Source organism: Nostoc sp. DedQUE02, assembly GCF_034531035.1.
In the GTDB taxonomy this organism is placed as follows: Bacteria; Cyanobacteriota; Cyanobacteriia; order Cyanobacteriales; family Nostocaceae; genus Nostoc.
On sequence record NZ_JAVRBY020000050.1, the window covers coordinates 25,169 to 47,988 of the forward strand.

A 22,820-nucleotide genomic window follows, 5' to 3' on the forward strand; every position below is an offset into this window, starting at 1 on the left:
TGATTATTATGAGCAGCCGAGTTGATCGGGCGCGTAAGTTGCAAACCATAGCATGGGTTCCCAGTCTGACTGGGTAGCACCCTAATAAATAAAGCATCTATCCCTTAATGACCCTACCGCCAACCCCATCATTACCAAAGAGTAGCGCCATGAAGACCGCTCAGACAGCCACAGACCTCGTGCGGACTTACCTGCGTGAGATTGGCCGTGTGCCACTCTTAACCCACGAGGAAGAGATTTTCTATGGTAAACAGGTGCAACGTTCCTGCGCTTTGCACGAATCAAGAGAAAATCTTACCACCCAGTTAGGTCGTCAACCAACTTTAGAAGAGTGGGCCAAAACGACAAACCTAGAACCAGCAGAATTGAACGAAGCGATCGCAGATGGCGAAATTGCCAAGCGCAAGATGGTAGAAGCCAATTTGCGGCTGGTAGTGTCCGTTGCCAAAAAATACATCAAGCGCAACGTCGATTTACTGGATTTGATCCAAGAAGGTAGTATTGGTATGCAACGGGGCGTAGAAAAGTTTGACCCCACCAAAGGTTACAGATTTTCTACTTATGCTTATTGGTGGATTCGGCAAGCGATTACTCGTGCTATAGCCGAAAAAGCTCGCACCATTCGGCTGCCTATTCATATAACCGAAAAATTAAATAAGATTAAAAAAGCACAGCGTCAATTGTCTCAAAAATTGGGACGCGCTCCGACAGCTGGTGAGCTAGCTCAAGAATTAGAATTAACACCCAAACAAGTACGAGAGTATCTAGAAAAGGCGCGTTTGCCTCTTTCCTTAGATTTGCGATTGGGTGATAATTACGACACTGAACTTGGAGAAATGCTGGAAGATCCAGGAGCATCTCCTGAAGAGTTTGTCATGCAATCTTCCCTATCTTATGACTTAGATCGCCTAATGGGTGATCTCACGCCACAACAGAGGGAAGTGATTACACTGCGCTTTGGGTTAACTGATGGGCAAGCGCTGACTCTAGCTAGAATTGGCGAAATACTGAACATCAGCCGAGAACGAGTTCGGCAAATTGAGCGGGAAGCTTTGACTAAACTTCGCAAGTCTAAAGCCAATATGGATGAATATTTGGCAAGTTAGGGGAAAGCTAGGAGTTAAGAGTTAGGAGTGATGAGTTAATTAAAAGCTCATCACTCCTCACTTTATTTATTAGGGTGAGAAAATACGCTGACTTTTGTACGGTTACACCTACTTCCACTCTTAACATAGGCTGTTACATTAGTTGACAGGAAGACAAAATAACTAAGTCAAATCCAAAACAGGCATTTAATATTCAAATCACAAGCACCGCAGCCAATAGTGGTAGTTAAGGAGCTAAAAAATGAGTAACCCATCCAATCGCGTCTCAGAATTTTTTAATAGCGAATCAGAAACTAGCGATTTACTATGGCAGTACGTTAAATCCTTGAGTCCAGAGACAGTTACCCAGCTATCCAAACCCACGTCTGCCGAAGTCTTTCAGGTGATGGAACGGAATATTACAGGATTATTAGGTAATTTACCTTCAGAACACTTTGGTGTTACTGTAACCACAAATCGAGAAAATCTGGGTCGGCTTCTGGCTTCTGCGATGATTAGTGGTTATTTCTTGCGTAACGCTGAACAGAGAATGAATTTTGAAATTGCATTACAAGGATCTGAAACCAACAACAGCGAAATTGACTAGAAATGTAAAATTTAGGTAGGAAATTCGATATTGTTGGGCTGATAGCTAGTCACAGTCACGATGATACTAACTCAAAATAAGTCTGTGCGAAATCTTCGCCGCTAATTCTTAATCATGCATCAGCTAAGTTTTTTTAAAATATCCAAAGTAGTGATGAATTAAGGTTTAAATTTGAAGGTTGAAATTTAAACGCAAAGGAACGCGGAGGTTGGCGCAGAGTAGCGCAAAGTTTTTGGATTTGCTTATCTGTAAACCTCCTGTAATTTGGTAATTAGTTCAACTAGAGGCGTATTGCTAAATGATTAATACACATTTGTGAATAAAGTAATAGCGGTAGACGATCTTTGCAATAAATCTAAACTCGGCAGAGTTAAAACTAGTCTGCCGAGTTTTGTTATTAGAAGTTAGTTTCCTCGTCATCCAGTGTTAACAGTTTTAGAGTATCTTCCCAATTAACCATGAGTGAAACCAGTTCTTTCCCACCCCATAAAATCATTGGTGTTGCAGTAATTTGGAATGAACAAAAGCAAATTTTAATCGATCGCCGTCGTCCAGAAGGAGCGATGGGTGGCTTATGGGAATTTCCTGGTGGTAAAATTGAGCCTGGTGAAACTATCCAAGAGTGTATTAGACGGGAAATTTCCGAAGAACTGGGAATAGTGATTGAAGTGGGAGAGCATCTTATTACTATTGACCACAGCTATATAAACTTGCGCGTTACCCTCATAGTACATCACTGCCGCCATCTTACAGGTGTTCCCCAACCTTTGGAATCTGATGAAATTCGCTGGGTAACTTTGGCAGAACTGGAGCAGTTTAATTTTCCGAAAGCTAATAATCAAATTATTGGTGCATTAAAAGGGAGTGAGGGCTAGAAAAGAAGCAGAGGGAGCAGGGGAGCAGGGGAGCAGAGGGGCAAGGGGGCAGGGGAGATGAGAGAGATGAAGGGACAAGGGGACAAAGAGATAAACAAAACTCCTAACTCTTAACTCCTAACTCAGTACTCAGCACTGGCTCAACGCCCCGCTGACGCTAACAGCACTCAGCACTCCTAACGCCGAATGACAAATGACAAATGACAAATGACTAAACCCGTAACAATCTATTAATTGCATTAGGTTGAGTCCCGCAATTTTCTACAATAGGCGCAGGGACTTTGATTTAAGGTGTCAGCAAATAAATGCCTAAAACCGTTGCCGATGTGATGAGCCGCGATCCTATTGTCGTTCGGGAGGAAACTCCACTCAACGAAGCTATCCAAATTCTCGCAGAACGCCACATCAGTGGACTACCTGTTGTGGATGATCTCGGTAAATTGGTGGGCATTATCTCGGAAACCGATTTGATGTGGCAAGAAACTGGTGTTACTCCACCTGCGTACATCATGTTTCTTGATAGTGTTATCTATTTAAAAAATCCTGCTACTTATGAACGTGATTTGCACAAGGCTCTAGGGCAAACCGTTGGGGAGGTGATGAGTAAAAACCCGATCGCGATTTCTCCTGATAAAACTTTAAAAGAAGCAGCTACAATCATGCACGATCGCAGCGTTCACCGCCTACCAGTACTTGATAGCACGGGTCAAGTAATTGGTATTCTCACTCGTGGTGATATTATTCGGGCTATGGCTGCTAGTCAAGATTAGTCAAAAGTAGAGACGCGATTAATCGCGTCTGTCTTTTTTATACATTTGAAAATCAAGGATAACTAAATGAGTATTACTCCGGAGTCTGTTAAGCAGTTGCTTAGTTCTGAGGATTTAGGCGATCGCTTACGTGCAGTAAATCAAATCCGCGAATTGGAACCTACGATTGGCTTTGAATTAATTCAAAGTGCTATTGGCGATCGCAATTCTCGTGTCCGTTACTCAGCCGTGAGTCAAATGGATACGCTTGGAACGCAAGATTTACAGTTATCCTTGGATATTTTGCGCGATCGCTTGCTTCATGACTCCGAAGTAGATGTACAAGCAGCAGCAGCAGACTGTTTGGGCGCTCTGAAGTTACGTGAAGCTTTTGAAGATTTGCAGCAACTTTATCATACAACCGGTGAATGGTTAATCCAATTCAGTATTATTGCGACATTAGGAGAGTTAGGCGATCCACGAGCCTTTGAACTACTCAAAGAGGCACTTTCATCAGAAAACGAGTTAGTCCAAACTGCTGCTATTAGTTCTTTGGGTGATTTGGGAGATGTACAAGCAGTTCCTCTGTTGGCTCCCTATGCTAGTAATCCAGATTGGCAAATTCGTTACAGACTTGTACAAGCCTTGGCTCGTTTGAGTAATCCAGAAGCCAAATCCCTATTAGAAACTCTGGCTAATGATGAAGTCGATGCGATCGCCAATGAAGCGAAACAATTTTTGCAATCAGCCTAAATTTGGGATGTGACAGATAATTAATTAAAAACAAAATTCAACCTGCCTGGAAAAATTTTATATTCCAGACAGGTTGAAGACACAATTAAGTTACTATGATGTACAGTGAAATGATTCAATCCCAACGAGCTTGCGATTGGTTTGCTACGATTGCAATGACAGTTCTTTGAACAGACATAATATTATTTCCAGTTCTTCAAAGTCAATTCTTTCTCTTAAAGAAAGGTTGACTAAGCTACAGTTTTACGGCGGCGAGACATAGCCATTCCTGCACCAACTATTCCTAAGCCTAGTAAAGTAGCTGGTTCGGGAACAGTGGCGAATGTACCACCAGAAAAGCTTAAATTACTAATTGAACCACCCTTAGAAAGAATTGAATTGACGCTAGCAACACTCGCATTGTTAACTTGGAATGTTAAGTTTCCTCCTCCATTAGATATTTCTCCAGTGGCACTGGTAAAATATCCAAAAAGTGCAACACCTATACCAACGTTAAGACCGTCTTGATTTAGCTTGTAGCTAGAAGATGTCAAAGTAAAAGTATTCAATTTATCTGTTAGAGAAGTAGTATTTTCTCCAGGCAAAATAAAACCAGGATAAGTAAGAGAGCCAAAGTCAATAAAGGGATTTTCTGCAACTTTTGATGAAAAGGAGATGATGTTACCTATGTTGCCTGAGTTAAACGCTGAAAAGGTTCCTGTTGAAGAAACAATTGCAATTGGAGTGATTGGCTGAGGAGTAAAAGTTAATGCATCTTGAGAAAATGTGATTTGGCTACTACCAGAGGGAACAGTAAAGCCACCGTTAAATTGAATTTCACCACTAAGTGCAGCAGCTTGTGCAGATCCAGCAGAAGTAAACAACCCAGCAGTAGCTAAAGGGATTGCAGCAGTAAAAGCTAAAGTTGCATTTAGTAATCTACATTTAAAACCAATCATTATCGTTTGAGGCTCCTAATAATAACTTTAAATCAGAGCAACTGCTTTACTTTTAATTTCAGTAATTTGGGGAAAATACTGTCAGTGAAAGCGAAATTTGCGTGATATATTTCTTATCTCCATAAAATCACATAGATTTAGAGCCTGCAATAATTACTGAGTGGTCTTCATCACATCTTCAATCCATTACTATCCTTCATGAAATTTTTATTACTTACATATCTGCGCTTTGTATATCTTTCATTGCATAAAGTTTAAATTGTTCGCAATAGCTCTGACTGTAAAAAAGGGTAGTTAGGTATGATAAATATAAAAGTAGCTGTTAATACTTAATATTACTCAGCCATTTTTTAGAAAAATGGAGTATGCAGTGTATCTATCATCTCTCTAGTTACTAATTTTGATTAAAACGGTTCCTCTCGTAGAGTAAATGGAGGAAACCGTTGTATCAATACTTTTCGGGTTTTGGGGGAAAGGGGAAAGGGAAAGGTTTTAATTCACCTTTCCCCCTTACCCTTTAACCTTTACCCAGACCAAAAGAGAGATTGTTAGGCTTATCCGAAAAGTATTAACCGTTGTATTTATTTCCTACGGATAGTTTTTGCGATCAAATTGAACACTTGTATAGCTAAATGCTAGTTATGAGAGGAGTTCTAAAATCTGTCAAACTTTTCAAATATTAACTACCAAATACCTGTGGCCAAGTTGTCACAACGAAAACTACAACTGCTGCGATCGCTAACAACCCTTGAATCAAATTTCCAACCAAAGATCCGACTACAATTCCTATACCTGCTTTAACCGCCAACCCAAATTCACGTCGGTAAAGGTATTCACCAATAATTGCTCCCAAAAGCGGGCCTAGCAAAATTCCTAATAGTGGCCCCCCAAAAGGTAACGTTGGCAATAATCCCAAAAATCCCACCACCAAGCCGACAATTGCACCAATTTGTCCCCACTTGCTAGCTCCTGCTTGTTTTGCTCCCACATAGCTAGCTAAAAAATCTACTCCGACACTGAGCAGTAAAACTATAATTGTCACAATTAAGGGAATCTTGATAGCTGCAAAGGAACTACTAACGATTCCCCAAACGATAATTGCAATTAAAATTAAGCTGCTACCAGGAATGGCTGGAACTACAGCACCAATAATACCCACAACCATTACGGCAACTAATAGCCAATAAATAATTTGCATAGATTAATTGTAAATTTCCAAATTTTCTCATAAGGACGCACATCTGTGCGCCCCTACTGTATATTCTATCTGGGTAAAATAGCGAAAAGTACCTAGTACACTGTGGTGTAAGTTTGCCTAATGTTTCTAAACTGCTATTTAAAAGCTCAAAACCGATGACGAGAAAAATATTAACTGGACTAAGCTCTGAAGCTTACGAACACCCCTTTGATCGCAAAGCCTTGGCTTCTTTGCAAAATATGCCCGGTGTCTCCTTGCTACTCAAAAAAGTTAACGAATACGGCATTGATCGCTTACTCAGACTGCAAAGCCTTGGTAGTGAAATCAGAATTTCGCCCCGTAATTTTCCCGAATTACATCAAGCATTTGTAGAAACCTGCCAAATTCTTGATGTTGCTCCACTTCCTGAATTGTATCTATTTCGAGGCACAGGTCACATTCAAACCTATATTGTTGGCGTGGAAAAACCCCTTGTCAGTATCAATTTAGATGCAATGGAGTGGCTTGACGCAGATGAGTTGCTTTACATTTTCGGACACGAAGTCGCTCGCATCAAGAGTCAGCACATGGTGTATCACCAAATGGCAATTGTTATGCCAACTTTGAAAAATTTGTTGAGCAGTACTACATTAGGAGTCGGTGGCTTGGTAGCTGGTGGAATGGAACTAGGTTTGTATAATTGGCGAATGATGGCTAGGTTCACTGCCGATCGGGCTGGTTTACTGGCTTGTCAGGATATTGATGTCGCAACTACTACACTGATGAAACTCGCGGGTTTACCAGATGAATATTTGACTACTGCTGTAATTGAAGATTTCCTAGTCCAAGCTCGTGAGTTTGCATCCAATAACTTTGATAGTGTGGATAAAGTCACCAAAATATTAAGCTATACAGAGTCCGGGCTTTCTTGGGTAGTTATGCGGGCTGGAGAGCTATTAAAATGGGTTGATTCAGGAGCTTATGATAATTTAATTCAACAGACAAATTTAAAGACACCGGAAGAAGCAGAAGAAAAAGAAGAAAAGACATCAGAGGAAAAAGAAGGGTGGAATTTTTTGACTTCTTGGTAAGTTAATAATTCGTAATTCGTAATTAACTATAGATAGGAGTAAGTTAATTTGAGTTAATAATTACAAATTACGAGTTATTCTGACAGACGATCAGCTCAATTCTAGGTTAGGTTACTTGATTGGATCAAATCGAGCCAAGAGTAACGGCTAATTTATCAGCAATTCCTGCAATCCAGTTTTCATCTTGTTTGGTGTAACTGCGAGGAGCATTCGCTCCCAAAATTAACGCGCCTTGATTGCCAATAGGTTGACAAATTACACCTTGAGTATTTTCGGGTAAATAATCAAATTCAAGCCTACCTGGATATATTTTGAGAGCAACTAGATAAATCGGTTTTTGTTTTTCAAGTACCTGTTTTAAGATTACTCCTGGTACAACTTCAGATTTAGTACCCAGAATACCGCGACGCAACAAAACTTTACCTTCATAAAAAACTACAAGCGATCGCGTTACTGTGTTAGTCAACAATAAATGAGATGCCCAGGCTAGCTCTGTTTTTACGGTTTCAGGTAAATCTGAGGCGAGTACAAAACCTTCTTCTCCAATTAGTTCTACAGTATCAGGCGATCGCGGTTGAACTTGCTGCCAAATTAAACCCGTCAAAATTAACACCGCGCTCAAAATTACGCCCACCACATCACCACGCGATTGAGACTGGGTTAACTCCGGTGTCAATAAACGGTTAATCAGTAAAAGCACAGCGCCTACCCCACCCACGACAATGGGTAGACGCCGCAAAACTCGATTAGGATCAGGTTTAGTCATAGGAATTGGGAATTGGGAATTGGGCATTGGGCATGCCTTCTCTGCGAGACCTACGCGTAGCTTGCTTCCCCTGAGGGGTACGGCAACTCTTGAAGACGCTACGCGTTAGGGGAGCTTTCGCTTTAGCGATACGCTCAGGGCAAGTGAGAATTGGGCATTAGATAATAATTAATAGTTCTTCTTCCTCTGCTACCTGCCCCCTGCTCCCTGCCCCCCTGCCCCTCGGTCACTGAGCGTAGCCGAAGTGCTGCTCCCCTACTCCCCTGCCTCATCTCCTCACTCTTCCCCTGGTTCAATAATCCGTTGGAAAAGATAACCAGTACCTCGCGCGGTGAGAATCAATTCTGGGTTGCTAGGATCATCTTCTAATTTTGCCCGCAAACGTGATATATGCACATCTACTACGCGGGTATCTACATGACGTTCTGGTGTATAACCCCAAACTTCCTGCAAAATTTCCGAACGAGAAAAAGCTTCTCCAGAGCGACTGACTAGCAACTCTAACAAGCTGAACTCCATACCTGTCAATCGAATGCGCTCATCGCCTTTGTAGACTTGTCGCTTATTCGTATCGATTTTAATATTAGCGACATGGATTACCCCAGAACTGGGAATGCCAGAAGCACCGTTTTTATCTACCCGCCGTAGCACCGAGCGAATCCGCGCTTCTAGCTCCTTGGGAGAAAATGGTTTAACTACATAGTCATCAGCACCCAGTTCTAATCCGGTGATGCGATCAGCAACATCACCCAAGGCTGTTAGCATAATAATGGGGACATCTGATTCTTTTCGTAATTCTTGACATACACCATAGCCATCTAGCTTTGGCATCATTACATCTAAAACTACCAGGTCAGGCTCAGTTTTGCGAAAAGTTTCCAAAGCTTCTTCGCCGTCGCCAGCCGTCACTACATCGTAGCCAATCATGGAAAGGCGTGTTTCCAAAATCCGGCGAATGCTGGCTTCGTCGTCTACCACCAAGATTTTTTCTTTATGGCTTTCCAAGTTTCTCTAGGCTCCTTGACTAAAAATTTACATGATTAATTTTTAATACCATAATATTAAGATATCATTCCATGAATTGATTTGGAAAAAGCTCTAAATACCACTATTATTAGTTTTTAGTTTTTTCAAGAATTAAGTAAATATTAAGATTATTTAATAAGATTTAAGAATGGCAAAGCCAAAAACCTTTTTTGTTTGTAATGAATGTGGAGCAGAATCGCCCCAATGGTTTGGTAAGTGTCCAGCTTGCGGCACTTACAACTCTCTAGAAGAACAAATTTCGATTCAATCCTCAGTAGATGTACCCAGTCGGGGAGGAGTGAGTGGTTGGCAATCAACTCAAACTAATGGCAAATCTCACGCTAAACCAGCTAAAGCGCGAGCTTCCTTAACATTTAACCAAATTACCGATCGCCAAATCGCCCGTTGGGAGTCTGGTTATGGAGAATTAGATCGGGTGCTTGGGGGCGGGGTTGTTCCTGGTTCTATGGTGCTGATTGGTGGCGATCCAGGTATTGGTAAATCGACTTTATTGTTGCAAGTATCAAATCAATTAGCACAGAAATATCGCATCCTTTACGTAACGGGTGAAGAATCGGGACAGCAGGTAAAATTACGAGCTTCCCGTTTGGGAGTATCAAAACCCCTCAGTGTGGTCAATGAAGAGAATATTGAAGTAGTGTTAGATCCTACACTACCCATAGACCCTGACAGTATAGGTGCAGATTTATATGTACTGCCAGAAACAGATTTAGAAGAAATTTTACGAGAAATAGACTCTCTCAAGCCAAATGTGGCGGTGATTGATAGTATCCAAACGGTGTTTTTTCCAGCGCTGACTTCTGCCCCTGGTTCGGTAGCTCAGGTACGGGAATGTACCGCAGCCTTAATGAAGGTGGCGAAGCACGAAGATGTCACCATGCTGATTGTGGGACACGTTACCAAAGAAGGAGCGATCGCCGGGCCAAAAGTTTTAGAGCATTTAGTCGATACGGTGTTGTATTTTGAAGGCGATCGCTTTGCTTCTCATCGGTTATTACGGACAGTCAAAAACCGCTTCGGCGCAACTCACGAAATCGGCATCTTTGAAATGGTGACAGATGGATTGCGAGAAGTCTCCAATCCCTCAGAGCTATTTTTAGGCAACCGTGATGATCCCGCACCAGGTACAGCCATTGTCGTTGCTTGCGAAGGCACTCGCCCGATTGTTGTGGAATTGCAAGCTTTGGTGAGTCCCACCAGCTATCCCTCACCCCGTCGTGCTGGAACTGGCGTAGACTACAACCGCTTGGTGCAAATTCTTGCCGTCTTAGAAAAACGGGTGGGAATTCCCATGTCAAAGTTAGATTCTTACGTTGCTTCTGCGGGTGGGTTGAATGTGGAAGAACCAGCAGTAGATTTAGGAATTGCGATCGCAATTGTAGCTAGTTTCCGCGATCGCATCGTCGATCCCGGCACAGTATTAATCGGTGAAGTTGGGCTAGGTGGACAAGTGCGATCGGTTTCCCAAATGGAACTACGGTTAAAAGAAGCTGCTAAGTTGGGATTTAAAAGAGCGATCGTCCCTAAAGGACAAAAATTCCCCGATCTTGATATCGAGATTTTACCCGTTGCCAAAGTAATAGATGCGATTATCGCCGCCATCCCGCATCAAGAATTGACAGCCGACGATTTAGAACCCGATGAAGATGAGTAACTACTGGGTACTGGGGACTGGGGACTGGGGAGATGAGGGAGCAGGGAGCAGGGGAGAAATCAATTCAAAATTCAAAATTCAAAATTCAAAATTCAAAATTCAAACATTTTAGAACTTCTGCCTCCTCCCTCCTCTTTTCCAATGACAAATGACAAATGACAAATGCCCAATGCCCCATGCCCCATGCCCCATGCCCAATGCCCAATTCTAAAGGACAATCCACCATGACAACCCTCACTCAAGACTACCAAATCACTTGGGAAAAACTACCCGATGATTACAAACTCCCCGACGATCCAGTGGATAACATCAACCAACCAGCCTTAGCTGCTGCACTTACAGAAAGCCTACAATTAGCCGGAAAAATTTCAGCTAACGCCCTAACAACAACTAATTACGGCATTTGTGCCACTCTAAACAACAAAATGGTCATTAAAGCTCCTGATTGGGCTTTCATTGCCAAAATTAGTGTTAGTAGAGAAGAAGTAATACGCAGTTACACACCTCAATTACAGGGTGACATTCCCGTAATTGTGATGGAATTTGTTTCCGATACACAGGAAACAGAATATTCTATCAAAGCGACATATCCCCCAGGAAAATGGTTTTTCTACGAGCGCATCTTAAAAGTACCAAACTACATTATTTTTGAGCCAGACAGCGGCAGTTTTGAGATGTATCGCTTGCAGAACGCAGAACAATACATTTTGCAAGAGCCTGATGAAAATCAACGCTACTGGATAGCAGAAATGAATCTTTACCTTGGGGTGTGGCAAGGTACTCGTGAAAATCGCCCAGGAAATTGGTTACGGTGGTGGGATGAACAAGGAAACCTTTTACCTTGGGGTTCTGAGTTAGCCCAACAGGAACGCCAACGCGCCGAACAAGAACGACAACGCGCCGAACGACTAGCAGCACAATTGCGAGCGGCAGGAATTAAACCAGAAGATTAGACTTCTTGTAAATAATTTAGGATTGCTAGGTTTAGTTAAAAATTTGCTAAATCTAGCATTTTTTTATAGCAATAAAATCTTAAATAACTCGAATTAGACCTAATTTATTGACATTAAAATTTCGGAATTATTGATAGAAATTTTTGAATTCGTGGTTAACAAGTATAATTTTATACATTAAACTAAAGCCATGATAAAGGCGATCGCCCAATCCCGCAAAAGATGAATGCGATCGCCCTTATCAGGAGATAAATACAATCATGGCACAAGAAAAAGATTCCGCCCAGTCAAAGTTAGAGCAGTTCTTAGGTGAATATTTAGATACACCTACTGTCAAAAAATCTACTCAAAGCCCACTTCCCAAAAGAAAACCTATCAAGCATATATTGATAGGTTCTCTTGAAACCGTTACCAGTACCATTCATCATTTGCAGGTAATTGGCTACGCCAGCGTAGGAGATTGGAGTCCGCTAGTACCAACTGGCAACCCACATGAAGTAATGAGTATTTTAATCCGGCAAATTCTGATCCAATAACCCAAATGTAGAGACGTTGCATTGCAACGTCTCTACATTTTCTGAATTCTGAATTCTGAATTCTGATTAGTTCCTGTCCAATCCTTCTTCCTGGTTCCCTGTTTCGTTAGATTTTTGTGCTTCATTAGCAATCATGCCATTGATGTAGCTAACAATTATCGCTAATTCTCCAATTGCTTCCAGTTCAGCCGCTTCTTCTGGTGTTTGAGAATCAGCAGTTTTTTGATCGACAAGTTCTTGCATCCGATCTGACATTTCATCTGTAATTTTAAACAGATAAAGTTTATTGTTAATTCCGTAGCTTTTAGTAATGATGGTCGAATGCTAGCTAGTGGTAGTTATGACAAAACTATCAAATTGTGGGAGGTCGCAACAGGAAAAGAAATTTGCACCCTCAGTCATTTTGCCCAGGTTCATTCCATCGCCTTTAGCCCCGATGGAAATTGGCTGGCTGCGGGAGATGATAGGGGAAATATCAAGATTTGGCGACGTAGCTAGTCGTGGGTTTTGTTGGGTTTTACTCTGAAAATCTCAACTGCCAACCACCATCAATTAAGTGATACTTCAGTAATTACCAGCTTGGGTGCGATGCGATCGCTACTCAATTAGCTTTGATATCCTTGGGTTATCGGCGGAAATAAAGTAGTCCATGAACACGCGATTGGTCGATTAACTTGTACAGATAATTGAATCCCTCACCCCAGAAGAACGCATTTTTTTGCAACAGCGACTAACCAGCCAACCAATTCAAGTGACAGTCGGTGTATGTGGGGGACAGCCACGCATTCGCAACACGCGCATCCCTGTGTGGACGCTGGTGGCTTTTCGCCAACAGGGAGCAAATGAGGAAGAGTTACTGCGAAACTACCCTACCCTAACCCATGACGATCTAAAAGCTGCCTGGATTTATTATGAACAGCACCGCGAACAATTAGACCGAGCAATCATCACGTTCACTGGTAATGATGATGGTTAAGCTTTACTCTAATGAGAATTTTCCAATGGATATAGTCAGAGAACTGCGCCAGTTAGGACATCGTAGCCTAACTTCCTACGAAGCAAGCTATTAAACCACTAAAATAAAAGCACATATCTGTAAATTATATCGCTCTAACTATGACAACCGTAATTGCTAGACCTTCATCCTTGATTGGCAGTATCAGAATAGAAAAGTTGGAGCGGTTTCACCTATTCAAATTTAATGATGAACTGCAAGCACGTATGGAAGAACTGTTAGAACGCAAAAAAGCTGATTTACTAACTCCAGAAGAAGTTATCGAACTTGAAGAAATTGGCGAACTAGATAGAATTTTCACCCATATCAATGCAATGTTAGTAGCTCAAAAAGATGATTGATGATGCTACTAAAGAAATTGTCCGAAAACGCGCAAATTATTTGTGCGAGTATTGCCATTCTCCAGAACGCATTTCTACAACCAGATTTACAGTAGACCATTTGATACCAAAATCTATTGGTGGTGGTGATGAAATTAATAATTTAGCCTTGGCTTGTCGTCGTTGTAACGAACGCCGCTACAACTTTGTCGCCGGATATGACTCAGAAACTCAAGTAATAGTACCCCTCTTTAATCCTCGTCAACAAATTTGGTCAGAGCATTTTCTCTGGTCAGCAGATGGTGGGACAATTATCGGAATTACACCCACTGGTAGAGCAACCTGCAAGCGACTTGATATTAACGATGAACGCTATCCAGAAGATGACTCAATTCGGAGTGCGCGGGCTTTTTGGTTTCAAGCCGGGCTGCATCCTCCTAGTGATGATCCCCAAAAAAGCTAGTCGCTATAATTCTCTTTAACTAAAGCGTATTGCTCTTGAATCTACTACTGTTTAGTTCTAAACGCAAAAATTTTAACTTCAAACGAAAATCTTCTCACTTCAAACCGAAATGTTCTCCTTTTAAACCAGAACTTTCTCACTTCAAACCACAATGTTCTCGTTTCAACCCAAAACATTCTCACTTCAAACCACAATGTTCTCGTTTCCAACGAAAACGTTCTCACTTCAAACTAAAATATTAATGCTCTGAACTCGGAGTGTCTCACTTTAAACAAAAACACCCAAGCTCAGAGCAAAAAGTTTTATGTTTTTATCTAGAAGCGTCGAGTTAATTTCTCGACTTATCAACTTTGTGGTTGCACTTTTTTAGCTTTCCGGGCAAATCTCCGCCCTAAATCATCAACCATTGACTCTAAACCCGCGCCTTTACCACTAACTTTGGCATAGTTATATACCATCAAACCCGCCGCATAAGCTTCGCTACCAACAGCCACAGATGTATCATCCACCAGTCCTTGCAGTTGCGTCAACGACAGCAAAATGGGATACAGGGCTTCAAATAATTCGATATCCTGGCGCATTTCATTCAAGTCAAAAGAACGAGGTAAGAAGTCAGGGTTTTGTGTGCCGATTTCCAACGCCTTACTCACAAACGCCCGACTCTTATCCCCCAACTTGGGTAAAGCTTTACGTTCCTCGGTTGTCAAATCAATCAAGAACGGTAACTTTTCGCGGATAGTAGTAATAGCTTGCATCACGGCTTCCCTGTCTGCGGAGGAAAGTTTTGCACTGACTTTATTATCTGCCATTTTTCATACACCTTTAATGGTACTAAATTTCAGTATTCCCCAAGTTCTTTAGGCAGTAATAGTTATTTATAAGCAATTAAGAAAAAATTTTTATACCTTTCAATAAGTGATATCTCGCTAATCAATACTACTCGGGTTTTGCATTTTCAACTCAGAATTTGGTTTGGGGAAAAGGTTACTGGGTTTGGGTTAAAGGTTTTTTATTTCCCTTTTCCCCTTTCCCTTTCCCCCTTAACCGACAAGTATTGTCTCGCTAATTACCAACCTTGAGCAAATTTCACGATTAGAGTCCAGTGGCATTTGACCCAAGGAAGCCGAACATTTAGAGATAATAGTAGCAAAGGTAATCTCAAAATTTGGCGTTAGCAAAGCGGTGTGCGAACACTTTGCAGCTAGTTGTGGAATAACATTACTACTTCTATAGGAATCCTATTTGATTGCGTGAAAAAACTCAGTACACATCTATTCGCTTTTGTTACCTATTCCCTATTCCCTTTTGGAAGCTGTAATATTTAGCCTTTAATTTTGAATTTTGAATTTTGAATTTTGAATTGTTAATATGACTTCTTCTCCCCATTACATCCCTCAATCTGACCCGCCGCTTCCTCCTTGGGAAACGCTACCAACGATGTATGATTTACCAAGTGATAACCCAGAGGAACCAGGCTTGCCAGACGATTTTCACTTTTTACAACCCTTACTTTTATACTTAACTTTTCAGCCCATTAACTGGAATTCAGAATTAGTTTACAGTGCGGCTGACCTTAATCTCTACTATGATTTACAGCATCCTTTGTGGTATAAGCGCCCAGATTGGTTTGGTGTAGTAGGTGTAGAAAAGTTATACAAAGGGCAAGATTTACGGTTAAGTTATGTAACTTGGCAAGAACCAGCAAATCCCTTCGTGGTTGTTGAGTTATTATCTCCAGGTACGGAAGACGAAGATTTAGGCAGAAAGGAAAGTGCAGCAGATAAACCTCCTAGCAAGTGGGAAGTTTATGAGCGAATTTTACGGATTCCTTACTATGTTGTTTTTAGTCGCTACACTAATGAACTACAGGCTTTTCACTTAGTTGGTGGTCATTATGAACCGATGAACTTGACTAATGGATACTTATTAATGCCAGAGATAGATTTAAGTTTAGGCTTATGGCAAGGTTCATTTCGAGATATTGAAAAATTGTGGTTAAGGTGGTTCACTTTGGCGGGAGAATTAATTCCCGCACCCACAGAGGAAGCTGCTGCTGCAACTGAACGAGCTATGATTGCTGAACAAGAAGCTGCTCAAGCTAAACAAGAAACTGCTCAAGCTAAACGAAAAGCAGAACAATTAGCAGAACGTTTGCGTCAGTTGGGCGTGAATCCTGATGAACTAGATGAATTATTGTAGTTTCACTAGTCTTTTCTGATACACAGTATAATTTTATGCTTTTAAGAAATTACCTCCGCTAAAAATTTTGATAGCCGATGCCGAAGCAGCTATCTGATAATGATATTAGCTCTCAGTTAGCTCTCAGTTAGCTCTCAAAAAGATTAATTTTTGAGAGCGATCGCATATTTAGCACTTGAAATACATATAATATTTTTTTCAGCAAGTCTATAGCAACTTCATTTTTTCTGAAAACCATGATGTCACGCTATATCCTTACTGTTGCCAAGCTCAGTGCCAGTTGGGTTATTAGGGGTAAGATAAAGTTCAGTAGCGAATCCAAAAAGCGATATTCGCAGATATCACCGCAGACACTGATTATGTTGCGGCGGCTAAAATACTTAAGTATGAGTAGTATGATCAAACTACCCAGCTAAAAATTGTCTATTTGGTAACGTAAGACCATTAGAAAATTGTAGAAAAGTGTATTTCCTTGGCTCGACAGTGGTGCTAACCTCAATCTGAAGGATGTTATCAGCCTTTATCTGCTAGAGTTTCTGACTTTCAGCAAACTAGATAATTTATCAACAATAAAATCGCGAGGAGTGCGATGATGATGTCACAGTCCCCTATGACAAGGCCAGAAATAGCTGCTGGAACTCTAATCGATAACCGCTATATTATCCAAAAACTTCTAGGACAAGGAGGATTGGGACGCACTTACTTGGCCTTTGACACTCGCCGGTTTAATGAAGCTTGTGTTCTCAAAGAATTTGCACCCATTGGCACAGGGGAAAGTGGACTGGAACAATATCGCAACTTGTTTAAAAGAGAGGCAAAAATTCTTCATCAATTGCAACATCCTCAAATTCCCAAGTTTTTGGCTTGCTTTGAAGGAGATGGTCGGCTATTCCTAGTACAAGAGTATGTTGACGGTAAAACATATTCTAGACTACTAGGAGAACTTCAACGTCAAGGAAGAAATTTCTCTGAAGACGAAGTTATACAGTGGCTAAAGAATCTGCTGCCTGTTTTGGAATATGTCCACCAGCACAATATTATTCATCGAGATATTTCTCCTGACAACATCATGTTACCTGATGGCAAGGATTTGCCAGTGCTGATTGATTTCGGTGTGGGCAAGCAAATTGCTGATATGAATGAAGGGAGAAGTTCAAACCAGCAGGTAACATTTGTTGGCAAAATGTCCCTAGTAGGCAAAGTGGGATATGCTCCCCGCGAACAGATTAGCTTGGGTTTATGTTCCCCCTCTAGTGACCTTTATGCATTAGGTGTAACCGCTATTGTACTACTCACAGGTAGAGATCCATCCTTACTGATGGATCAATACTCCTTAGAATGGAACTGGCATCATTACACTTATGTTAGTGATGAGTTCGCTCAAGTACTTGATTGTATGTTGGCAGATAGACCTAATAAGCGATATCAAACAGCTAGAGAAGTTCTTACAGATTTACAGCGTATTGAAGAACCAGAAGTGGCAATTTCTCCTGCAATCATGCTTGATGATTTGCCTGCCACGCTATTTAACCCTGAATTTCAGGCTATGTCGGCCATATCGCAGTCATATAACCAACCTGAAGAACCAATTTTTAGTTCACCTACTACTCCACATACTGGACGAAGTGAACAACAACAATCTTCACTCCAACCAGCATTTATCAAACATTGTCAGCAAGAGTTAGCTTACCATATTGGCCCAATGGCAAATCTGATTATAGAAGAAATATTAGCTCAAAATCCTTATATTTCACCTGAGCAATTTATTGAACTCTTAGCTAGGGAAATTCCTAACTTTCAAGCAGCTTTTGAATTCAAAAAAAGTATATTTTCATAGACATTTAGATGGCCACGGATTTAGGCATAATTTTTAATTTTTTAACTAATTCTGTGGGTTTAATTCAAGATAGCTAGTAAAAGTATCAAGGCTTTTGGCGGGGTCTAAATACAGTTTTTTCAGATACTAAGGTCGGTAGCTACTCTTCGTCAATTAGCCACCCACGCTCTATGCCGTGTTCAATTCCGCCAGTCCAATCCATTTTCAGATGCTTCCGGACTTTATAGACTAGATGTTGAACTACAACTGGATTAATTGAATTTTTAACATATTTTTCTTCATACCGAAACTCTCGGTCAGTGTTTTTTTGCTGACGTAGTACGTAAATTTGGTCAACCTTGTACTTGCGAAGATTGACATCGCTGGTCAGCTTGATCCACTCCATAAGTACAACATATAAACTATTCGGATTTCTCGCCTTTAAGTCCTGTGCTGCTCGTGATGAACCTTCGAGCATAGTTTTATCGAGATATGTTTTACATTCAATTACAACAACTGGAATATCGAAAATGTGCGTTTCTGTGTTTCCTGTAACTGTAACTTCAGAGTAGTTTTCCGGTTCCTCTTTAATAAGTGGAAGTATTTCACCAGGATTTTCATCTTTCTCCGGTGGGATTGCTGCTTCAAATGATACTTGAATAGTGGCTCCAATTACAAAGTCATGATCTTTCTTTTCAATACGTGCATACGTCGCTTAAGCATCTGAGAGTATTTTGGCGGCACAAAGAAAATATCTTTGAACGTATGTGATTTGCCGATGAGAGCATTTTCTCCAAAGTCTCTTACTAAATCTTTAAACAGATAATAGAGAAATTCCTCTAACACGCTAGAGTGAAGGTTCGATCGAGAATCAAACTTTTCAGCATAGTGCTGCTGATCTAAAAAATCCTTATATTTTGATAGAAGTTCTACCCTAGTAGCAATAATTGCGTCATCTTGAGCAGTAGGTGTTGATGTCGGCCCAACTAATTCGAGATTAGCAGAACGCCACTTATCATACTCAGTTCTAATTTCAGTGAGATATTTTTTACTATTAACATCTCTATATTTTGTGCGGTGATTCTCCTTTTGTTCAAGATTAGAGCCGTGAACTAAAGGGTTCCTATCGCTTTTGGGCATAGCTCTAATTTCTCTTGAAGATGAAGTGCGATCGCTTTAGCTAGAATAGGTGGTACAGCATTACCTACCTGATTGTACTGGCAAAGAAATTTCTCGTCGAATCTCTCTTCTCGATGTAATAACTTGTGAGATACAACAGTCTTTTTCCCTAAAAAACGATAAGTGTCAGGAAAAGATTGAACACGTGCGCCTTCACGGGCTGTCAAATTGCGATGCTGGAAAGGATGAAGAAAATTAGCGTAAAATGAAGCGGCTATTGTATGTGATGGTTTATATGGATTTAAACGTCGGTTATTTTGGTCATAACTTATCTGAGATAACTCACCATTTCCACTACGCCGTCTAGCCCCATGTTCCTTTGGTGCGTCTGAACTTGATTCACCCCATTTAATATGTTTGAAGCGTTCTATAAGTCTCTGGGAATGATCCATTGCAACATGATTGTAAAGTGTTTGACTACCATTCCTAATCCAGCTTTGATAGTTATTGAGAGGTTCTGAAATATAGGGTTGTTCCTCTTCACCTTCACGTGCATTCAGTGGTGGTAAGTCTGATATAGCATCCCACAAGCTTATGGCAGGAAGTAAATCCATACAGGCAAGTATTGATAATTGAGAGCTATTGATATGCAATAAATCTAAGGAGTGTGTTTTTGGAGGAATACCTAATTCTTTGCCTGTTTTATTTCCAACAATAAAAATACGTTCCCTAATTTGTGGTACACCATATTCAGCAGCATTTAATGACCACATTTCTACAAAATATCCTAGATTTTCAAAAGTTTCTTTAATAATATCTGTTACTTTTCTACCTTCAATATTTTGGCGCGAAAGTAAACCTTTAACATTCTCCATTACAAAAGCTTGAGGTTCGATAAAACATATCCACTGAGCAAAGCTAATGAATAGACTATTTCTAGGGTCTTTAGGGTCTTTTTGTGCTGGCCCGGCAATACTAAAACCTTGACATGGAGGCCCACCAATAACAATATCCGGCTTGAAGTGACAGATATCCTTAACGCTACTTGCAGTGTTTAAATCACGGATATCCTGTTGAATAACTGTCATCTTAGGGCGGTTATGGCGCAGTGTATCACAAGCCCAGGCATCAATCTCAACGGATAAAGGAACAGAGAAACCTGCCATCTCGAAACCTAAACCAAAGCCGCCAGCCCCAGCAAACAAATCAATAGTGATAGGTTGTGCTGTTAGCATAGACTCTTAATGTAGTTATTCATCTGGTTTACCTTCTCAACACTCTAGGATGATACCCTTGTTGCTCTTTGTCAACCTGCTACACAGTTATTCTGATTGATCGGATTGCCAATCGCTCTTCGAGAAAAACTTTTTTGTAGGACTTACGCACAGGTAACGGAAAATCGAACCACAGAGGCACAGAGAACACGGAGGAATAAGAGTTTGAGAGGTATTTTGCGTAAGTCCTGTTTTGGTTTACTGCTCAATACTTATCAGCCAAAAAAAATACTACGAGATGAGAAAAGCTTTACTTCCCTGTTCTTACAAAAGAGAAATTGGGGTTAGAGCCTTGCGCCAGCGTTTCACCAGTTTTTGCAATTCTGTCGACAACCAGCTATCAAATTGCGGATAAACTGGCGATCGCGGCATCAATTCCCACCCCGCAGGCTGTAAAATTTCTCTTAATGTCTGTTCCTGAACATGAGGATAATCGGGATTCACTTCATCTTTTGGCCCAATTCCCCCCAAGTCTCTCGCACCAGCTTCGATACAAGCGAGTAACCATTGGTCATCTTTAACTAAATTCGGCGGAATTTGAATCGTAATATCTGGCGGTAAAATCTGACGTGCTTTAGCAATTACTTCTGGTAAATGATGAGGGTCAAAAGGTGGTGCATCAAAAGTTTGCTGATGTCCAGGACTATGAGGTTGGAGGATAACTTCTTGAATATGGTGATAACGTTGATGTAGTTGAGATATGGCTGTTAACGTTTCCCACCAATCATCTATAGTTTCCCCAATTCCCAACAGCAACCCAGTTGTAAAGGGAATCTGCAACTCTCCCGCCCATTGCAATTGTTGTAAACGAACTTCTGGTAATTTACTTGGTGCGTGCCGATGTACACTATTTAATAATTTTGGCGTTAACTGTTCCAACATTAGCCCCATTGAAACATTCACACACTTGAGCTTTTGCATTTCCTCAAAACTTAGCGGCCCCGCGTTTGTGTGTGGTAAAAATCCCATTGAAAGCGCTAATTCACACAAATCATAAATCCGCCTAAACCATGCCTGACGCTTTGGCGAATGGGGATGTACTTCACCGCTAAGTATAAGGATTTCACAGACTTTTTTGCTTTGAAGTGGTTTTAAAATACTGGCTGCATCTGAAAGACTCATCCAGGGGCTTTTACCCGGTTCACTGCGAAAGTTGCAGTAACTACACCGATTAAAGCACTCGTAAGTGGGAACTATTGTATAAGCAGGGCTATAGGTGACAAGATGAGAATCATTAATTGGCATAAGCAGGATCATCTAAAAAAATGCCTTGCTCAAACTATATACATTACCGTGTGACTTTTGTTGCCATAATATTTACAGCAGATTTCAAGTTAGTGAAGTACACAAACTAAGTCCCAAAGGCAGATATAAAGCCTGTTTTACTTCTGAATTCTGACTCCTGTTAGCGGATAGCTAAGGTTTAGCCCATTCTGAATTCTGCTGTAAATAAACAAGAACTATTTTGCTTTGTAAATTTCTGGTAACTGCCACCAAGCAACATGAGGATACTCGTGATGTTCCTCGTGATAGCCAAAATGATAACACGTGATAAATGACCACCAAACTGGACGGCTAATTGTTTGGGAACAATGAGGCTGAATATAACCTCCTATGGGTTCGCTATGGGGTAGAAAAGTACCAAAATAAAATAATTGGAATGAACTTAAAAGCGAGGGAATCACCCAAAAGATTATTAGATTAGCATGGGGTATATGAAAAATGTGATTAGCAAAGTGATATATAAAAGTTAGAGCAATAACTTGTCCCCAACTCCAGTAACCCTTCATAAAATGAAAATACCAACCAAAGAAATTTTTGTGTTTACCATTATGAAAATCTGGGTCTATTTGACTTGCTGGATTGTGGTGATGTACCCAATGTTTTTGCAATAATTTTTGATAGGGTAAAAGACCATAAAGGGATAGGGTCAATGTTCCAATTAAATGATTAATCTTGGGGTTCTGGGGAAATACTACCCCATGCATAGCATCATGAGATGTAATAAATAATCCCGTATATAAAAATGTTTGCCATAATATAAGAGGCAATAATATCCCAAATTTTAGCTTGGAGATATCAAGAGAAAGTAATAAACTCACGCTAATCACCCATAGGCTAACAATGACAATAGCAATCAAAAGTCCCTTAAACTGAGATTTACTTCTCACTGCTGGAGTCGGTTTTGTTTGATGACTGGGTGGTTGTTCTAACTGGATCACGCTTTTACTCCGCCTAGCATTCAGATGAAGATTCCAAAAATATAGTTATGACAAAAAAAACTAACCAATAAAATCTGTTAGTGAGCAATCTTTTACCCTGGACAATGCCAATGCCCAAAAATATGTATAAATATTAAGATACTTTAAATAGTATTACACAA

26 protein-coding genes are annotated in these 22,820 nt (G+C 40.7%); 15 read left to right on the top strand and 11 right to left on the bottom strand.

The features are described 5' to 3' along the window. The first annotated feature begins 149 nt into the window (after positions 1–149). The 5 genes from RMX98_RS27520 to nblB all read left to right on the top strand — a co-directional run bounded on the left by RMX98_RS27520 (position 150) and on the right by nblB (position 4,069). Positions 150–1,106, top strand: a complete 957-nt coding sequence (locus RMX98_RS27520; RefSeq protein WP_322676035.1) for an RNA polymerase sigma factor, RpoD/SigA family — start codon at positions 150–152, stop codon at positions 1,104–1,106. Positions 1,107–1,347: 241 nt separating this feature from the next. Then, positions 1,348–1,692, top strand: coding sequence for a DUF760 domain-containing protein (locus RMX98_RS27525; RefSeq protein WP_322676034.1), 345 nt, complete (start codon positions 1,348–1,350; stop codon positions 1,690–1,692). 458 nt (positions 1,693–2,150) lie between these two features. Continuing rightward, positions 2,151–2,567, top strand: a complete 417-nt coding sequence (mutT, locus tag RMX98_RS27530; protein WP_322676033.1) for an 8-oxo-dGTP diphosphatase MutT — start codon at positions 2,151–2,153, stop codon at positions 2,565–2,567. Between the two features lie 305 nt (positions 2,568–2,872). After that, positions 2,873–3,337 (top strand): CBS domain-containing protein, encoded by a 465-nt coding sequence (locus RMX98_RS27535; protein WP_322676032.1) that lies wholly within the window; start codon positions 2,873–2,875, stop codon positions 3,335–3,337. A gap of 66 nt (positions 3,338–3,403) precedes the next feature. Further along, positions 3,404–4,069, top strand: coding sequence for a phycobilisome degradation protein NblB (gene nblB, locus RMX98_RS27540; RefSeq protein ID WP_322676031.1), 666 nt, complete (start codon positions 3,404–3,406; stop codon positions 4,067–4,069). 230 nt (positions 4,070–4,299) lie between these two features. Here nblB and RMX98_RS27545 read toward each other — a convergent pair whose 3' ends face one another. Together RMX98_RS27545 and RMX98_RS27550 are read right to left on the bottom strand one after the other, a co-directional pair. Next, entirely contained in the window at positions 4,300–5,007 is a 708-nt protein-coding gene (locus tag RMX98_RS27545) for a PEP-CTERM sorting domain-containing protein (RefSeq protein WP_322676030.1), read from the bottom strand. 679 nt (positions 5,008–5,686) lie between these two features. After that, positions 5,687–6,205 (bottom strand): DUF456 domain-containing protein, encoded by a 519-nt coding sequence (locus RMX98_RS27550; protein ID WP_322676029.1) that lies wholly within the window; start codon positions 6,203–6,205, stop codon positions 5,687–5,689. 155 nt (positions 6,206–6,360) lie between these two features. On the opposite strand from RMX98_RS27550, the gene RMX98_RS27555 reads away from it, so the two are divergent. Next, positions 6,361–7,275, top strand: coding sequence for a M48 family metallopeptidase (locus tag RMX98_RS27555; protein ID WP_322676028.1), 915 nt, complete (start codon positions 6,361–6,363; stop codon positions 7,273–7,275). Positions 7,276–7,399: 124 nt separating this feature from the next. Here RMX98_RS27555 and RMX98_RS27560 read toward each other — a convergent pair whose 3' ends face one another. Beyond that, the gene (locus RMX98_RS27560; protein WP_322676027.1) at positions 7,400–8,041 is read right to left on the bottom strand and encodes a cofactor assembly of complex C subunit B; all 642 of its coding nucleotides are present in this window, start codon (positions 8,039–8,041) and stop codon (positions 7,400–7,402) included. A gap of 276 nt (positions 8,042–8,317) precedes the next feature. Continuing rightward, on the bottom strand, positions 8,318–9,046 hold the full coding sequence (gene rpaB, locus RMX98_RS27565) for a response regulator transcription factor RpaB (RefSeq protein ID WP_012412029.1): 729 nt from the start codon (positions 9,044–9,046) through the stop codon (positions 8,318–8,320). 169 nt (positions 9,047–9,215) lie between these two features. Between rpaB and radA the strand changes: the two genes are divergently transcribed. The 3 genes from radA to RMX98_RS27580 all read left to right on the top strand — a co-directional run bounded on the left by radA (position 9,216) and on the right by RMX98_RS27580 (position 12,231). After that, positions 9,216–10,742, top strand: coding sequence for a DNA repair protein RadA (radA, locus tag RMX98_RS27570; protein ID WP_322676026.1), 1,527 nt, complete (start codon positions 9,216–9,218; stop codon positions 10,740–10,742). A gap of 224 nt (positions 10,743–10,966) precedes the next feature. After that, positions 10,967–11,695 (top strand): Uma2 family endonuclease, encoded by a 729-nt coding sequence (locus RMX98_RS27575; protein WP_322676046.1) that lies wholly within the window; start codon positions 10,967–10,969, stop codon positions 11,693–11,695. Positions 11,696–11,955: 260 nt separating this feature from the next. After that, positions 11,956–12,231, top strand: coding sequence for a hypothetical protein (locus RMX98_RS27580; RefSeq protein WP_322676025.1), 276 nt, complete (start codon positions 11,956–11,958; stop codon positions 12,229–12,231). Positions 12,232–12,297: 66 nt separating this feature from the next. On the opposite strand, the gene RMX98_RS27585 is transcribed toward RMX98_RS27580, so the two are convergent. Next, positions 12,298–12,486, bottom strand: coding sequence for a hypothetical protein (locus RMX98_RS27585; protein ID WP_322676024.1), 189 nt, complete (start codon positions 12,484–12,486; stop codon positions 12,298–12,300). Positions 12,487–12,516: 30 nt separating this feature from the next. Here RMX98_RS27585 and RMX98_RS27590 point away from each other — a divergent pair, with 30 nt between their 5' ends. The 4 genes from RMX98_RS27590 to RMX98_RS27605 all read left to right on the top strand — a co-directional run bounded on the left by RMX98_RS27590 (position 12,517) and on the right by RMX98_RS27605 (position 14,029). Next, positions 12,517–12,729 carry a WD40 repeat domain-containing protein gene (locus tag RMX98_RS27590; RefSeq protein ID WP_409881710.1) on the top strand — a complete coding sequence of 71 codons (213 nt, stop codon included), beginning with the start codon at positions 12,517–12,519 and terminating at the stop codon, positions 12,727–12,729. Positions 12,730–12,949: 220 nt separating this feature from the next. Next, positions 12,950–13,207, top strand: coding sequence for a DUF433 domain-containing protein (locus tag RMX98_RS27595; RefSeq protein ID WP_322676023.1), 258 nt, complete (start codon positions 12,950–12,952; stop codon positions 13,205–13,207). Between the two features lie 140 nt (positions 13,208–13,347). Continuing rightward, positions 13,348–13,587, top strand: coding sequence for a hypothetical protein (locus RMX98_RS27600; protein ID WP_322676022.1), 240 nt, complete (start codon positions 13,348–13,350; stop codon positions 13,585–13,587). Further along, positions 13,580–14,029 (top strand): HNH endonuclease signature motif containing protein, encoded by a 450-nt coding sequence (locus RMX98_RS27605; RefSeq protein ID WP_322676021.1) that lies wholly within the window; start codon positions 13,580–13,582, stop codon positions 14,027–14,029. The genes RMX98_RS27600 and RMX98_RS27605 overlap by 8 nt, the downstream gene beginning before the upstream one ends. 344 nt (positions 14,030–14,373) lie before the next feature. Here the strand turns inward: RMX98_RS27605 and RMX98_RS27610 are convergent, their stop codons facing one another. Next, positions 14,374–14,838, bottom strand: coding sequence for a hypothetical protein (locus RMX98_RS27610; protein WP_322676020.1), 465 nt, complete (start codon positions 14,836–14,838; stop codon positions 14,374–14,376). Positions 14,839–15,397: 559 nt separating this feature from the next. Between RMX98_RS27610 and RMX98_RS27615 the strand changes: the two genes are divergently transcribed. Together RMX98_RS27615 and RMX98_RS27620 are read left to right on the top strand one after the other, a co-directional pair. Beyond that, positions 15,398–16,228 (top strand): Uma2 family endonuclease, encoded by an 831-nt coding sequence (locus RMX98_RS27615; protein ID WP_322676019.1) that lies wholly within the window; start codon positions 15,398–15,400, stop codon positions 16,226–16,228. A 595-nt stretch (positions 16,229–16,823) separates the two neighbouring features. Further along, positions 16,824–18,065 carry a serine/threonine-protein kinase gene (locus RMX98_RS27620; RefSeq protein ID WP_322676044.1) on the top strand — a complete coding sequence of 414 codons (1,242 nt, stop codon included), beginning with the start codon at positions 16,824–16,826 and terminating at the stop codon, positions 18,063–18,065. A gap of 139 nt (positions 18,066–18,204) precedes the next feature. On the opposite strand, the gene RMX98_RS27625 is transcribed toward RMX98_RS27620, so the two are convergent. From RMX98_RS27625 to crtW, 5 genes are all read right to left on the bottom strand, one after another. Then, positions 18,205–18,522, bottom strand: a complete 318-nt coding sequence (locus tag RMX98_RS27625; protein ID WP_409881707.1) for a Bpu10I family restriction endonuclease — start codon at positions 18,520–18,522, stop codon at positions 18,205–18,207. Between the two features lie 194 nt (positions 18,523–18,716). Beyond that, positions 18,717–19,184 carry a Bpu10I family restriction endonuclease gene (locus tag RMX98_RS27630; protein ID WP_322676018.1) on the bottom strand — a complete coding sequence of 156 codons (468 nt, stop codon included), beginning with the start codon at positions 19,182–19,184 and terminating at the stop codon, positions 18,717–18,719. Continuing rightward, positions 19,157–20,398 (bottom strand): DNA cytosine methyltransferase, encoded by a 1,242-nt coding sequence (locus RMX98_RS27635; RefSeq protein WP_322676017.1) that lies wholly within the window; start codon positions 20,396–20,398, stop codon positions 19,157–19,159. Before RMX98_RS27635 ends, RMX98_RS27630 begins: the two co-directional genes overlap by 28 nt. A gap of 303 nt (positions 20,399–20,701) precedes the next feature. Next, entirely contained in the window at positions 20,702–21,682 is a 981-nt protein-coding gene (gene cofG, locus RMX98_RS27640) for a 7,8-didemethyl-8-hydroxy-5-deazariboflavin synthase subunit CofG (protein ID WP_322676016.1), read from the bottom strand. Between the two features lie 215 nt (positions 21,683–21,897). Continuing rightward, positions 21,898–22,659 (bottom strand): beta-carotene ketolase CrtW, encoded by a 762-nt coding sequence (gene crtW / locus RMX98_RS27645; protein WP_322676015.1) that lies wholly within the window; start codon positions 22,657–22,659, stop codon positions 21,898–21,900. Positions 22,660–22,820 lie beyond the last annotated feature (161 nt).

Excerpts from the sequence above, each read along its gene's own strand:
- RMX98_RS27520 (WP_322676035.1), top strand. The coding sequence starts at position 150 with ATGAAGACCGCTCAGACAGCCACAGACCTCGTGCGGACTTACCTGCGT.
- RMX98_RS27525 (WP_322676034.1), top strand. The coding sequence starts at position 1,348 with ATGAGTAACCCATCCAATCGCGTCTCAGAATTTTTTAATAGCGAATCA.
- mutT (WP_322676033.1), top strand. The coding sequence starts at position 2,151 with ATGAGTGAAACCAGTTCTTTCCCACCCCATAAAATCATTGGTGTTGCA.
- RMX98_RS27535 (WP_322676032.1), top strand. The coding sequence starts at position 2,873 with ATGCCTAAAACCGTTGCCGATGTGATGAGCCGCGATCCTATTGTCGTT.
- nblB (WP_322676031.1), top strand. The coding sequence starts at position 3,404 with ATGAGTATTACTCCGGAGTCTGTTAAGCAGTTGCTTAGTTCTGAGGAT.
- RMX98_RS27545 (WP_322676030.1), bottom strand. The coding sequence starts at position 5,007 with ATGATTGGTTTTAAATGTAGATTACTAAATGCAACTTTAGCTTTTACT.
- RMX98_RS27550 (WP_322676029.1), bottom strand. The coding sequence starts at position 6,205 with ATGCAAATTATTTATTGGCTATTAGTTGCCGTAATGGTTGTGGGTATT.
- RMX98_RS27555 (WP_322676028.1), top strand. The coding sequence starts at position 6,361 with ATGACGAGAAAAATATTAACTGGACTAAGCTCTGAAGCTTACGAACAC.
- RMX98_RS27560 (WP_322676027.1), bottom strand. The coding sequence starts at position 8,041 with ATGACTAAACCTGATCCTAATCGAGTTTTGCGGCGTCTACCCATTGTC.
- radA (WP_322676026.1), top strand. The coding sequence starts at position 9,216 with ATGGCAAAGCCAAAAACCTTTTTTGTTTGTAATGAATGTGGAGCAGAA.
- RMX98_RS27575 (WP_322676046.1), top strand. The coding sequence starts at position 10,967 with ATGACAACCCTCACTCAAGACTACCAAATCACTTGGGAAAAACTACCC.
- RMX98_RS27580 (WP_322676025.1), top strand. The coding sequence starts at position 11,956 with ATGGCACAAGAAAAAGATTCCGCCCAGTCAAAGTTAGAGCAGTTCTTA.
- RMX98_RS27585 (WP_322676024.1), bottom strand. The coding sequence starts at position 12,486 with ATGTCAGATCGGATGCAAGAACTTGTCGATCAAAAAACTGCTGATTCT.
- RMX98_RS27600 (WP_322676022.1), top strand. The coding sequence starts at position 13,348 with ATGACAACCGTAATTGCTAGACCTTCATCCTTGATTGGCAGTATCAGA.
- RMX98_RS27605 (WP_322676021.1), top strand. The coding sequence starts at position 13,580 with ATGATTGATGATGCTACTAAAGAAATTGTCCGAAAACGCGCAAATTAT.
- RMX98_RS27610 (WP_322676020.1), bottom strand. The coding sequence starts at position 14,838 with ATGGCAGATAATAAAGTCAGTGCAAAACTTTCCTCCGCAGACAGGGAA.
- RMX98_RS27615 (WP_322676019.1), top strand. The coding sequence starts at position 15,398 with ATGACTTCTTCTCCCCATTACATCCCTCAATCTGACCCGCCGCTTCCT.
- RMX98_RS27620 (WP_322676044.1), top strand. The coding sequence starts at position 16,824 with ATGTCACAGTCCCCTATGACAAGGCCAGAAATAGCTGCTGGAACTCTA.
- RMX98_RS27625 (WP_409881707.1), bottom strand. The coding sequence starts at position 18,522 with ATGCTCGAAGGTTCATCACGAGCAGCACAGGACTTAAAGGCGAGAAAT.
- RMX98_RS27630 (WP_322676018.1), bottom strand. The coding sequence starts at position 19,184 with ATGCCCAAAAGCGATAGGAACCCTTTAGTTCACGGCTCTAATCTTGAA.
- RMX98_RS27635 (WP_322676017.1), bottom strand. The coding sequence starts at position 20,398 with ATGCTAACAGCACAACCTATCACTATTGATTTGTTTGCTGGGGCTGGC.
- cofG (WP_322676016.1), bottom strand. The coding sequence starts at position 21,682 with ATGCCAATTAATGATTCTCATCTTGTCACCTATAGCCCTGCTTATACA.